The organism is Methanoregula sp., from assembly GCF_041645475.1.
Taxonomy (GTDB): Archaea; Halobacteriota; Methanomicrobia; order Methanomicrobiales; family Methanospirillaceae; genus Methanoregula.
The window spans coordinates 38512-51407 of record NZ_JBAZQA010000001.1; the positions used below are offsets into that span (position 1 = coordinate 38512).

Below are 12896 nucleotides of genomic sequence, written 5' to 3' on the forward strand. Positions count from 1 at the left end.
GATGTTTTCTCCATTCAGATCAATTGGATGATACCGGATTTCGGTTCCATGGCCTCGCCGTGCCGGAGCAGCATATCGATCCCTTCCTTTACTTTATCCCGCGCAAACCCCTTGGAACTCACGGCATCGATCACCTGGTCGATGCCGGCCCGCCGGTTTTCACCGCCAATGTCCCGGATGGCATCTTTTATGACCCGGACAATATCGCGCTTCTCTTTTGATATACCGGTTACGACTTTGTCGATATCGAATGTCCCGGTCTTGGCATCGTAGGCGATCTGGCGCAGGCACGCGTCCACAATATGGATGACCCGGTCTGCGTCGCTCAGATCGATCTTGTTGGAAAGGCGGATCCGGGCACTGGCCTCTGCCAGACGCACGAGTGCCTCGAGCTGCCGTGCAGTCACGGGCACGGGTTTGTTGGGCTCAGCAATCCCCCTGAGTTTGAGGTAATAGCTGACAATGGCCTCTTTTGCCTCCGCAGAGAGCATCGGGAAGCACGAGCGCTTGGCATAGGCTACGTACTTACGGAACAATGTCGGGTCGATATCCGGCATGACCGGTTTGAGCTGTTGTGCAATGTACTCGTCCGTAACCCCGGGGATGGGTGTTTTCTTGTGCTGGGCGATCAGTTCCCCGGTGCTGTGGGCCTTGAGGATGTGTTCGGCAATCGCAAGATCCCGCTTCTGCTCCGGCTGGTCGGTCATGATGAAGATGAGGTCGAACCGGGAGAGGAGGGAGGGGGGCATGTTGATCTGGTCGGAGATATCGCCGAACATGTCGAACCTGCCATACTTCGGGTTTGCCGCCCCGAGAAGCGCACACCGCGACTTGAGCGTTGCCGTGATCCCGGCCTTGGCAACGCTGATCGACTGCTGCTCCATTGCCTCGTGGAGGGCGGACCTGTCGCCTTTCTCCATCTTGTCCATCTCATCGACCGCCGCAACACCCATGTCGGCGAGCACGAGCGCTCCTGCTTCGAGCGTCCAGCGTCCTTCGCCAAATTCATCCTTTACCGCAGTTGCCGTGAGACCTGCCGCCGTGGAGGACTGGCCGCTTGTATAGATCGCTCTCGGGGAGAGTTTCACCACGTACCGGAGCAGCTGACTCTTGGCAATACCCGGGTCCCCGATGAGCAGGACGTGGATATCGCCCCGGAGCCGGCTCCCGTCCGGCATCTCTTTTGCAATGCCGCCGAAGAGTTGAAGGGCAATGGCCTGCTTGACATCCTCTCCGCCATAAATGGTCGGGGCGATGGAGTGGGTAATCATCCGGTAGATCATCGGGTCCTGGCTGAGGCGCTGAATTTCATCTTCGGCTTTCTCGTCGATCTCAACTTCCTCGAACTCCTTCTCGGCGACTTCGATGGAATTGCATTCAAGGAAGATATCGAAGACGGTGCTCTTCTCCCCCTTGATCACCCGCTGCATTGACCGGAGGATGCCGTTGATGATGACCCGGTCGCCCGGTGATACTGTTCCCGAAAGGTCGTCAGTGACATCAACATCAAGTGTCTGGGGCTGTTCCCCGCCCCGCAATCCTTCAGGTGACTCCTGGATCCGAAGTTTCTGGGAATCGACAAACTTCGACCGTTTGGGGATGAGTTCAATCTTTTTCAGGGCACACCCATCCGTTGCGCACCCGTCCGGGTCAATGAATTTCCCGTATTTCTGTTCCTTTTTGGTAAAGTGGCCAGCTGGGCAGCGGAAAACTGCCTCGACAATGCGGGGCCGGACCTCGGTTGTCTTCCGCAGGATACCATCTACAGAAACAAACGTGTTGATATCCTCGGACCGGATATTCCGGATCGCGGTTTTCTTCGGGAGATTCGTGAACCGGATATTGATCCCTTTTGGTTCATTGCCGTCCTTTGTACGGATGAGCTGGTTGGCCTTGATCGCTTCCAGAACATCTTCGATCACCTTGCCGGGGTTTTCAAGAAGCTCGTCTGCAAGGCTGATACCGACTTTCCCGAACCTCTCGATGTCCCGGTAATCTATGTAGAGGGACCGCTTGTGGGGATATTCCCTCGATATCTCGCCGAGCTCTCTCTTATATTTCTGTTTGAGAAGCCGGCTCCAGTCACCGGTTTTGTCTGTTTCATTGAGACCGGGGGTATTGTCCATAATCTGGCATCACCGCATTTTCTCTGCAGAGTTCTGGGCTGACAGGACAAACCGTGCCAGGAGAGCTTCCATCTGGATATCGCTGCTGGCCCCTTCCGATAAGCGGAAGTCAGCTTCGCCGAGATGATCGATAAGCTGGACTTTGAGACTGCGGTCGAGATCTTTTTTGATGAGCGCCCGGTAAACCTGGTTGATGAGCTCATTCGGGGCAATGCCCCGTTCGTGAAGGAGCTGGGCGAGAAGATACTCCGCGCCTTCAAAGTCCCCTTTGAGGGAGAGACCGATGAGTTCGTCGATCTCATCCGGGCGCGCTGTCGAGGTTATGGCATAGATCATCTTCGCATCTATCGAGGGACTGATGATAGCAGCTCCCTGGACGGCGTTGATAGCTTTACGCATATCCCCCTGGGCTATGTAAACAATCGCATCCATTGCGCTGTCGGTGATAGTGAGTCCTTCCCGTCCGGCGATACGGTGCACTTCTTCCTTTACGGCTTCCGGGCCAAGCGGTTTGAACCGGTAAATGGCGCATCTGCTCTGGATTGGATCAATTATCTTTGAGGAGTAGTTGCAGGAAAGGATAAACCGGCAGGTCTGCGCATAGGTTTCCATGGTCCGGCGCAGAGCAGACTGCGCATCGGTAGTGAGAGCATCGGCCTCATCCAGGAACAGGATCTTGAAGGCTGCCCCCCCATCCGGCATGGTCCGGGCAAACTCCTTGATCTGGTTCCGGACAACATCGATGCCCCGTTCATCCGAGGCATTGAGTTCACGGAAGTTTCTCTGCCAGGTATCCTTGAAAAACTCCTTTGCAAGCGTCACTGCCGCGGTAGTCTTGCCAACACCGGCATTGCCGGTAAAGAGGAGGTGGGGAAGGTTCCCGCTCTTTACATAGGATGATAACCGCTCCACGATCTCATCCTGTCCTACGATATCGGCAAGTCTGGCTGGCCGGTATTTCTCAATCCAGATAGTGTGGCTTTCCTCCATGACGATCCTCTCTGTTCTTATCGTATCCTGGTACTTATTCAGCTGGTGAGCGGCGTGATGGTATGAACCTCAGAACGCGGCAAAAACGGTACACTCTTCGTGATGGCTGTCATAATGTTTATCACTTGGGCTTTGAAATTACTTTTCATGCAAATACCATATATTCTAACTGTTTTTATCGTGCTCTTTCTCATGGTTTCACCCGTCTCGGCAAACCTGAACAAAATTTCCTCAGGTTCTCCCATCTTTGTCGGGGAGAGTGATGTTGACATATCCGCGGCCTTAAACGGCTGCCACTCGATCGCGTGGTGGAAAAACGATTCGGATATTAATTCTGTGACACCCGATAAAAAAACAGAGATTTATCCCATTAACACTGCGTCCAATCTTATCTTCCATTACAATATCAGCCCGGGTTTTTTTGGGGGGGCTGCCGGCACCTGGTACTGTGCGGACAAAGCGCCATACTACCCGGTATTCGTAGTGGAAGAACCCCGGATCGATATCAAGGTTTGGGATCTTGATCACAATGTCGATGTTTCCGGCAAATCAATTCCCAAAACAACAAACATCACGTACAGGATCGACACGAATCTTTACCCGGTCCTCAGCACAAAAAACCGCCCCAACAAAAATCCCGATGATTCCCCCTTTGCGGTCAAACTGTTGGACCCCCGTGGGAATTCAGTTCCCTCTATTTATACCGGGAATGCAGGACTGGTAAAAACCTCGATCCTTGCATTTGAAAGCAAACCATACATTTCTGAATCGCCCTATTACTGGAATAATGGTATTTACTGGGACCACAAAGCCAAAAACGTGCAGGGAGATCCTGTTTATCCTGACGGGACATACACCTTTGTCGTAAGCCAGAACCTCAACCACATGCAGGAGAGTTATGCCTCGGCTTCCGTGGCTGACCGGAATGAGAAAACAACAAAAACCGTTCTTGTGGCGTTTGAAAAAGAACCGTTTGTTGCAACGGTTACTGAAGTTACCAAGCCGGTAACAACTGCTGAAACGCTCTCTCCTGCAATCCCAACTCTGACCTCCACTGCCGGGCAGGTTACCACTCTTCCCACAGCCACACCGATTCCCAAAAAGACAACATATTCGCCCCTGCCGGAATGGATTGGAATCATCGGCCTTGTCATTGCAGGTATCTTCATGATCAGGAAAAAGGCCTGATCCCACCCCCGTTTTAATAGATCCAATGAGTATAGTGTAATTGTGAGCATGTTATGAGATCAAAGATTATTCTGATTGCCGGAGCCGTAATCGCTGTTCTGATTATTGCCATTGCCCTTCTTGTCATCCTGCCATCAATGTCTCCAGATCCTGCGGTGAAATTCCAGCAGGCCGGTGCATTGTATACGAAGAGTGTGGATCTAGCAAATGAGGGGAAATACACAGAGGCACTCAAAGCTGCAGACGATGCGCTGGCCCTCAATACACCCCAGCTGATGCCCCTTATCCAGTCGAACCGGGCCGGGATCCTTGTCATGCTGGGGAAGAACACGGACGCGATAACTGCTGCCGATACTGCGCTCGCGTCCCACGAGAACCTGACCACAACCTTCTCGGTGGCTTACTTCAACAAGGGCAATGCCCTTAAGAACCTCGGGCGGACTGACGAAGCAAAAGCTGCGTATGCCAAAGCGCACGAGCTCGATCCAACCCTTGTCACCCCCATTTGATTATTCTTTTTTTGTTCATCCAGGATTCATTACCCAATTGGGAGTCCGGCCGTTCGTGACCGGATGCATGTTTCATTTTTGAATCTCAACAGAGCGCCTTTTTCCAAATCCTATTTTCAAAAAATCCTCGCGATCACGATCGAGATCGAAAACTGTTTGCAGATCAATCAAACCCTGATTTTTATTTTTCAACCAGACTCTGATTGAAAAATTTTCGCCAGACTTTGATTGATTTTTTTTGAGCGCACCCTGGCTGAAAAATGAGACTAACAGATGCGTTCACGCCAAAGACCCACGTTCCGGTTGAGGCATAGGTGATTAACTTTTATTAACCGCACCTTGATTGAAATTTTTTTGCCAGACTTTGGTTGAAATTTTTTCATCATGGTTTGATTTTAAAATTTTCAGCGTGATCACGATCGAGATCGAAAACCGGATCCGGATCAATCAGACTTTGATTTTTATTTTTCAATCGCACTTTGATTGAAAAATTTTCAGCAGACTTTGATTGATTTTTTTTGATCGCACCCTGGCTGAAAAATGAGACCAACGGACGCGTTCACGCCGGAGACTGACGGGCCGGTTTGAGACATAAGTGGTTAACTTTTCACAACCGCACCTTGATTGAAATTTTTTTGCCAGACTTTGGTTGAAATTTTTTCATCATGGTTTGATTTTAAAATTTTCAGCGTGATCACGATCGAGATCGAAAACCGGATCCGGATCAATCAGACTTTGATTTTTATTTTTCAATCGCACTTTGATTGAAAAATTTTCAGCAGACTTTGATTGATTTTTTTTGATCGCACCCTGGCTGAAAAATGAGACCAACGGACGCGTTCACGCCGGAGACTGACGGGCCGGTTTGAGACATAAGTGGTTAACTTTTCACAACCGCACCTTGATTGAAATTTTTTTGCCAGACTCTGGTTGAAATTTTTTCATCATGGTTTGATTTTAAAATTTTCAGCGTGATCACGATCGAGATCGAAAACCGGATCCGGATCAACCAGACTTTGATTTTTATTTTTCAATCGCACTTTGATTGAAAATTTTTCAGCAGACTGTGATGAAAAAATTTCAGGCAGACCCTGATGGGAATCGGTTGTGCTGGAGAAACCATTACATCTTTGATGATGTCCTGATAGTTCTTTTCCCGTTTTAGGAAACCATTACTTGGGAAATCCAGTATCGGATTTATATCAACGGTAACGCAGAATTCCATGAAATCCGTAACCGTTTTTTTGGCACGGACTATATCTTGAATACCGCTGCGGCGTACATTTGTACAGGATTATGGAAGGGGCAGTTCGCGTATTTGCGGGGGAATTTAACCGATCAACACTCTCGGTTCCCGGGGAGGATGACGGGAGCCCGGCGTTTGTCGTTACGCCCGGGGGCGCGTACTGCCGGCTTGTGTTCATTGCCGGCGCCATGACGGAAGTGGATGAGCGGGGAGACTTTATCCGCGCGAGGGTTGCGGATCCCACCGGGGGTTTTGATCTCGTGAGCGGCGGGAAAAATCCTGAACTCACATCCCTCATACGAAACCAGTCTCTGCCCACGTTTGTTTCCGTTCTTGGCCGCGCCCAGCTCTATCGCAGGAATGGGAATACTACTCTCTCGGTGCGTCCGGACCATGTGGCGGTGATTGATCGGGCAACCCGTGACCAGTGGGTACTTGGAACCGCAGATTTAACGCTCCGGCGGCTTGAAGATGCCCTGCTTGTTCTTAGGAACCAGGGTACCGATGACCGGATCTGCGCCGCGATTCGTCATTATCACCTCAGTGACCCGGATCTTGAGGATCTTGTTATGATGGTGGAAAATGCGGTGCAGAGTGTCCGGCCCCCGGGGAGCGATGAAAAGGAAAAATCGGATGCAAAGAATCTCGTGCTCGAACTTCTTGCAGCCGCTAAAGGTCCGCGGGGAATGGCAGTTGAGGAGATCATTGCGGCGATTACCGGAAAAGGGATCTCACAGGAGAACGTACTTGCCGCAATCGAGTCGCTGATCGTGGACGACGAATGCTACCAGCCGCAGAAGGGATTTGTCAGGCTGTTATGAACATGGAATTTATCCGGGACGGCCCGGCACTGGTGGTCGAAGGTGAAGAACGACTCCTCATCATCGCAGACACGCATTTTGGGATCGAAGCGGATCTCGCAGCTCATGGCCTGCATTTCCGGAGCAGGAGCTCAGGGAGGCTCGAACGCTTAAATAAAACCATTGACCGGGCAAAACCGGACAAACTTGTCCTTCTCGGCGACGTCAAGCACAGTATCCCGGCCCTGACCCGGCAGGAGTATGATGAGCTGCCCGGCATCCTCAGCGATCTCCGGGACCAGATCCCCCTCCGGATCTTCCCGGGCAACCACGATATCGGTATTGAGCGATTCCTGAAAACGGATGAGATCATGCCCCGGGAAGGTGCAGTCCTCGATGGCGTTGCGTATCTTCACGGGCACATGTACCCTTCACCGGATCTGGGCGGACACCTGATTGTGGTTGGTCACCATCATCCCCTTCTCTCGATACGGGATGAGGTGGGATGTGCACTCCAGGCCCCGGCCTATATCCGGGCCGGTCTCGATCCGGAAAAACTGGGTCTGGAAAATACTACGGGCACCGCTACCCCGGCCCGGGCCCTGTTCGTGCCTGCATTCAATGAAATTGCCGGCTACGACATCCTCCAGATCGCAAAAAACCCGTTCTCCCCCATCTCGCGGTGCATGCTTCACGAGGAGACAGAGATCATCCTTGCCGACGGGACATACATCGGCTCCCTGAAATCGATCCAGCCCCATGAAGACGCTTGAAATCCTTGACCCCCGGGTCCGGGCCTGCATCAGAAAACGCGGTTTTTCTGTCCTGTCCGATGCCCAGAAACAGGCAATTCCCCTTCTCGCCCGGGGCAGCCATCTGGTACTTGTAGCCCCCACGGGAACCGGAAAGACCGAGAGCGCGATGTTCCCGGTGTTCAATGGCCTGCTCTCGCTCCCGGCCGGTGGCGGATTCAAAGCCCTGTATATTACACCCCTTCGCTCACTCAACCGGGATATCCTCTCCCGCATGCAGTGGTGGTGCGGGGAACTTGGCCTGACCGTGGGCGTCCGTCACGGGGACACCCCTCTTACCGAGCGCAGGAAACAGGCATTATCTCCCCCCGACCTCCTGATCACGACTCCGGAAACCGTCCAGGCCCTCTTCATGGGAAAGCGGCTCCGCACCCATCTTAAAAATGTACGATATGTTATCATCGATGAGATCCACGAGCTCGCGGGAAGCAAACGTGGTGCCCAGCTGGCAGTTGCCCTTGAGCGTCTGCACGTGTACGCGGGCGAGTTCCAGCGCATCGGCCTTTCGGCAACTGTGGGAAACCCTGAGGACATTGCCCGCTTCCTCTGCGGCAGCAGGCCGTATTCCGTTGTCCAGGTGCCCGTGGCAAAACAGCTTGACATTTCTGTGAAATATGTTGGCGACAACTTCGACCGCCAGGCCGAAATCCTCTCAAAAGCCTTGAAACGCGAGGGATCCACGCTCGTTTTCGTTAACACCCGGGTGACCGCTGAAGCGCTGGGGCATGCCCTCTTCGAACATGGGGATGTTGAAGTCCATCACGGCTCGCTCTCAAAAGAGGTGCGGATCGATGCAGAAGAGCGGTTCAAGCGCGGGGAGATCCGGACCCTCATCTGCACCTCGTCCATGGAGCTCGGCATCGATATCGGGCGGGTTGACCACGTGATCCAGTTTGGTTCCCCCCGGGAAGTTGCCCGGCTGGTGCAGCGGGTTGGCCGTGCCGGCCACCAGCTGAACACCATCTCGAAAGGCACGATCTTTGCCACGGGATTTGACGACCTGCTGGAATCCCTTGTGATTGCAAAGAAAGCCAAATCAAATGAGATCGAGGCGATCACTCCCCAGCGTATGGCTGCGGATGTGCTGGCCAACCAGGTTGCCGCGATTGCCGTGGAGTACGGGGAGATTGAGCAGGCACGAATCCTTGAGATCGTAGAGCGGACCTACCTCTTCCCCGATTGCACTGCGCTCCTCCATGACGTCTGCCAGCAGATGGAGGAGCACCGGCTGATAAGGATTGACGGAAGCCGTATCATCACAACTGCTCGGGCGCGACGTTACCTCTCCGGAAACCTCTCCATGATCCATGATGAACGCAAAGTCCCGATCTTCGACATGGTCACGCGGAGGACTGTCGGTACGCTCGATGAGTCGTTCGTTGTCGGATGGGTGCATACCGGCGCGGTCTTCATCACCAAGGGGCAGCTCTGGCGGGTGCTCGAGATCGCGGATGGCCGGCTCGTGGTCGAGCCGGCCCGGAAAGTCCAGGGAGAACTGCCCTCATGGGAGGGTGAACAGATCCCGGTCCCGTTCCCGGTTGCGCAGGAAGTCGGGGCCATGCGGAGGACCCGTGGTATCGCGGAATATACGGGCGACCATGACAGCACCCTGTTTGCCTCGAAATTCTTAACCGAGATGGACAAAAACCGCTCCCTGATCCCGACCGACCAGCTCATCACGCTGGAGAACACCGATGACGGGGTTGTCTGCAATCTCTGTGCCGGCCACAAAGCCAACGAAGCATTTGGCCGGGTCATCTCCATCCTCATCTCCGCCCGGTACGGAACAACAGTTGGCCTGGAGCTGGATGCATATCGCATGCTCCTGCGCCTCCCCTCGTCTATCCGGGCCGCGGATGTCCGCGATCTCCTTCTGGGCCTCGACCCCGCCCATATGCCCGGGGTCCTCCGGCTTGCCCTGAAGCGCACCGCACTCTTCAAGTGGAAACTGGTGCAGATCGCAAAGAAATTCGGTGCCATCGATCCCGATGCGGATTACGAGAAGATCAGTATCCAGCGCCTGCTCGAATTTTTTGATAATACGGTTGTGCAGCAGGAGGCATACCGCGAACTGCTCCTGGAATACATGGATGTCGGGACCGCAGCATCGATTGTAGACCTGATCCGTCAGGGGCAGATCAGGGTATCTCTGGGTCCGCACTCCCTGATAGGTGCCGGGGGGCTGCTCTCTTCCCGCGACCAGATTCCCCCGCCAACAGCCGACCAGGCCGTGCTTGCAACCCTGAAACGGAGGCTCGATCAGGATGATGTCCTGCTCTGCTGCATGAACTGCCGGGATTATAAAAGCCGGACGGTTGTATCGCGGGTACCCGATCACCCCCAGTGCCCGAAATGCGGGGCACGCCTTATCGCGGCCCTCAAACCGTACGAGGAAGATCAGTATATAACGGTACAGAAATCAAAAAAATCATCCGAAGACCGGGTTGTCGAGCAGCGACTTTTAAAGAATGCAAATATCGTCCTCTCCAGCGGGAAAAAAGCGGTCATTGCACTCTCGGCACGCGGGGTCGGGCCGGAGATCGCCTCCCGGATTCTTGGTACCCTTGCTGAAGAGGATGCTTTCTACCGTGAGATTCTCAAAGCGGAGAGGAATTTCATCCAGACCCACCGGTACTGGTCGTGAAGGATAAAAGCAAAAAAGAATTATTTTTTATCTTACATTATGCTCTCGAGTTTTTGCTCGAGGAAGTCAAGACCTTTCTTGATGTCGTCAAGGTTCTTGCCGCCGGTTAAGATGATCTTGCCACTCGAAAAGAGGAGCGCAACGATCTTGGGGTCCTTGATCCGGTAGACAAGGCCGGGGAACTGCTCGGGTTCATACTCGATGTTTTCGAGATTGAGGGTGATAACCACCTTGTTGAGATTGATGTACTTCCCGATATCATAGGAACAGACAATGTTGGTGACTGCAACCCGGGGAACGTCCAGGGTGTCGACACCGGCCTCTTTTAAGGACTTCATGATAATCGCGAGACCGTCTGTCAGGGCTTTGTTGTCCCGGATACCGGTAAGCACAACTTTCCCCGACGAGAAGATCAGGGACGCAATTTTTGGATTCTCGATGCGGTAGACCGCACCCGGGAATCGTTTCGTATTGAGTTCGCAGTTCTTGATCTTGCCAGAAACCATTGCAAGATCAATAGATTCGGCGATGACCCCCGAAGCTACGATGTTCTCAATCTTTAATGACGCGTACTTTTTATCAGCCATCCACTATACTGTGGAGTGCTCTCAATCATAATACTAATGCACAACCTTTATGTTCAAAATGGACCTGCTGTTTCAGACGATCGGGAGCTATAAATGTATCGTTCATAAAAAAAACCGAACCTCGCCCAGCCTCATGACCTTTTTTTAGACCCGATAAAAAGACAGATTGAAGTGGACCGGAACAAAACATTGTTGCTGATTGCATGAAGAAGAGCGGGAGCAGCACCGGAAGTTACGAGAAGATGTGCGAGTCATTCGCTATCGATGTCCCGGAATATTATAACTTTGGATTCGATGTTATTGATGCCTGGGCCAAGAAAGACCGCAACAAGCTTGCTATGATCTGGGTAAATCAGAAAGGCGATGAGAAGAAATTCAGTTTCCTCGATCTGGCAAACCAGTCCAACCAGGCGGCAAATGTTCTCCTGAAATACGGGATCAATAAGGGCGATCGCGTCCTCATGATGCTCCCGCGTATCCCTGAATGGTGGATCTTTGCCATAGCGCTCATCAAACTCGGGGCTGTATTTGCCCCCTGCCCCACCATGCTCACAGCCCGCGATCTCAAGTACCGGGTCAACAAGGGAAAATTCCGCATGATCATCACCGATCTTGAGAATGCGGGCAAGGTTGAGGAGATCTGTAACGAGTGCCCGACCCTCACCTCACGGTTCGTGGTTGATGGTGAACGCCAGGGCTGGGCAAGCTGGCCTTACGAGCTCCTCTACCCGGCACCGGTCTCGCACCGTTCTGTAAGCATCCCCGACTCCCAGAAAACCAAGAGTACGGATCCGATGCTGATCTATTTCACTTCCGGGACAACGGGCGAGCCCAAGATGGTGCTGCACAATCACGGCTATCCGCTCGGGCATATCATAACCGCCCGGCTCTGGCAGGATCTCCGGCACAATGACCTGCACTTCACGGTTTCCGATACCGGCTGGGCAAAGGCGGCCTGGGGTAAGATCTTCGGGCAGTGGATTGAGGGAGCCTGTATCTTTGTGTGCAACTTCACCGGCAAGTTCCAGGCAACCGAGGTACTTCCGCTGCTGGACAAGTACCAGATTACTACCTTCTGCTGTCCCCCGACCATCTACCGGATGCTCATTCTCGCCGATCTCGACCGGTTCGATCTCTCCTCTCTGCGCCATTGCTGCAGTGCCGGCGAACCCCTAAATCCCGAAGTAATCCGGGTCTGGAAGGAAGGAACCGGCCTGACCATTCACGAAGGATACGGCCAGAGCGAGACGGTCTGCTGTGTTGCGCAGTTCCCCTGTATCGAGCCGCGTCCGGGTTCAATGGGTAAACCTTCACCCGGATGGACTATCGAGATCCATGATGATGACGGCAAGCCGGTACCCCGGGGCGAAGAGGGCCGGCTTGCGATCCGGTGCGATCCCCGTCCGCCGGGACTCATTGTAGAATATCTGGAGAATCCTGACGAGAACAAGAAATCGTTTGTGAACGGTTGGTATTATACCGGGGACAAAGTGTACAAGGACAAGGACGGGTACTTCTGGTTTGTCGGCCGGGACGATGATGTGATCAAGAGTTCCGGCTACCGGATCGGCCCGTTCGAAGTCGAGAGTGCCTTGATTGAACACCCGGCCGTGCAGGAAGCCGCGATTGTCGGAGCCCCGGACCGGATCCGTGGCCTCATTGTCAAAGCATTTGTTGTACTCAATGCCGGATCCGAACCCTCAGAGTCCCTGGTTCGGGAGCTCAAGAACTACGTCAAGAGAACTACGGCACCGTACAAATACCCGAGGGAGATTGAGTTTGTCAAGGAGCTTCCAAAGACCATTTCCGGAAAGATCAAACGAAACGAACTTCGGGCATCCGAGATGAAAAAATATCAGGACCGTCAATAATTTCCTCTTTTTTTTTTTTAATCCCGTACGCTTAGGCTGCGTTCATGCGTCCCGGTCTTGGGAATCAGATCAGCCGAATCAGAATTTGTTTTGGTGCACAAACGAATCGAAACATGTAATAAT

Annotated in this window: 9 protein-coding genes; 6 read left to right on the forward strand and 3 right to left on the reverse strand. The window is 53.0% G+C overall.

The annotated features are described in order from the left end of the window. Positions 1-14: 14 nt before the first annotated feature. Both WC598_RS00210 and WC598_RS00215 read right to left on the reverse strand, forming a co-directional pair. Complete coding sequence (locus WC598_RS00210) at positions 15-2126, reverse strand: minichromosome maintenance protein MCM (protein WP_372959446.1); 2112 nt, start codon at positions 2124-2126, stop codon at positions 15-17. Between the two features lie 9 nt (positions 2127-2135). Next, positions 2136-3116, reverse strand: a complete 981-nt coding sequence (locus WC598_RS00215; protein WP_372959447.1) for a replication factor C small subunit — start codon at positions 3114-3116, stop codon at positions 2136-2138. A 147-nt stretch (positions 3117-3263) separates the two neighbouring features. Between WC598_RS00215 and WC598_RS00220 the strand changes: the two genes are divergently transcribed. From WC598_RS00220 to WC598_RS00240, 5 genes are all read left to right on the forward strand, one after another. After that, on the forward strand, positions 3264-4304 hold the full coding sequence (locus tag WC598_RS00220; RefSeq protein WP_372959448.1) for a DUF3821 domain-containing protein: 1041 nt from the start codon (positions 3264-3266) through the stop codon (positions 4302-4304). Positions 4305-4357: 53 nt separating this feature from the next. Then, a complete protein-coding gene (locus WC598_RS00225; protein ID WP_372959449.1) occupies positions 4358-4813 on the forward strand; it encodes a tetratricopeptide repeat protein in 456 nt (151 codons plus the stop codon). A gap of 1296 nt (positions 4814-6109) precedes the next feature. Beyond that, complete coding sequence (locus tag WC598_RS00230) at positions 6110-6880, forward strand: hypothetical protein (RefSeq protein WP_372959450.1); 771 nt, start codon at positions 6110-6112, stop codon at positions 6878-6880. A gap of 2 nt (positions 6881-6882) precedes the next feature. Next, entirely contained in the window at positions 6883-7632 is a 750-nt protein-coding gene (locus WC598_RS00235) for a metallophosphoesterase (RefSeq protein WP_372959451.1), read from the forward strand. After that, positions 7619-10315 carry a DEAD/DEAH box helicase gene (locus WC598_RS00240; protein WP_372959452.1) on the forward strand — a complete coding sequence of 899 codons (2697 nt, stop codon included), beginning with the start codon at positions 7619-7621 and terminating at the stop codon, positions 10313-10315. The genes WC598_RS00235 and WC598_RS00240 overlap by 14 nt, the downstream gene beginning before the upstream one ends. Before the next feature lie 32 nt (positions 10316-10347). Here WC598_RS00240 and WC598_RS00245 read toward each other — a convergent pair whose 3' ends face one another. Beyond that, complete coding sequence (locus WC598_RS00245; RefSeq protein WP_372959453.1) at positions 10348-10902, reverse strand: TATA-box-binding protein; 555 nt, start codon at positions 10900-10902, stop codon at positions 10348-10350. A 203-nt stretch (positions 10903-11105) separates the two neighbouring features. Here WC598_RS00245 and WC598_RS00250 point away from each other — a divergent pair, with 203 nt between their 5' ends. Further along, entirely contained in the window at positions 11106-12773 is a 1668-nt protein-coding gene (locus WC598_RS00250) for an AMP-binding protein (RefSeq protein ID WP_372959454.1), read from the forward strand. Positions 12774-12896 lie beyond the last annotated feature (123 nt).

Coding starts and splice junctions, on each gene's coding strand:
- WC598_RS00210 (WP_372959446.1), bottom strand. CDS start 2,126: ATGGACAATACCCCCGGTCTCAATGAAACAGACAAAACCGGTGACTGG.
- WC598_RS00215 (WP_372959447.1), bottom strand. CDS start 3,116: ATGGAGGAAAGCCACACTATCTGGATTGAGAAATACCGGCCAGCCAGA.
- WC598_RS00220 (WP_372959448.1), top strand. CDS start 3,264: ATGCAAATACCATATATTCTAACTGTTTTTATCGTGCTCTTTCTCATG.
- WC598_RS00225 (WP_372959449.1), top strand. CDS start 4,358: ATGAGATCAAAGATTATTCTGATTGCCGGAGCCGTAATCGCTGTTCTG.
- WC598_RS00230 (WP_372959450.1), top strand. CDS start 6,110: ATGGAAGGGGCAGTTCGCGTATTTGCGGGGGAATTTAACCGATCAACA.
- WC598_RS00235 (WP_372959451.1), top strand. CDS start 6,883: ATGGAATTTATCCGGGACGGCCCGGCACTGGTGGTCGAAGGTGAAGAA.
- WC598_RS00240 (WP_372959452.1), top strand. CDS start 7,619: ATGAAGACGCTTGAAATCCTTGACCCCCGGGTCCGGGCCTGCATCAGA.
- WC598_RS00245 (WP_372959453.1), bottom strand. CDS start 10,902: ATGGCTGATAAAAAGTACGCGTCATTAAAGATTGAGAACATCGTAGCT.
- WC598_RS00250 (WP_372959454.1), top strand. CDS start 11,106: ATGAAGAAGAGCGGGAGCAGCACCGGAAGTTACGAGAAGATGTGCGAG.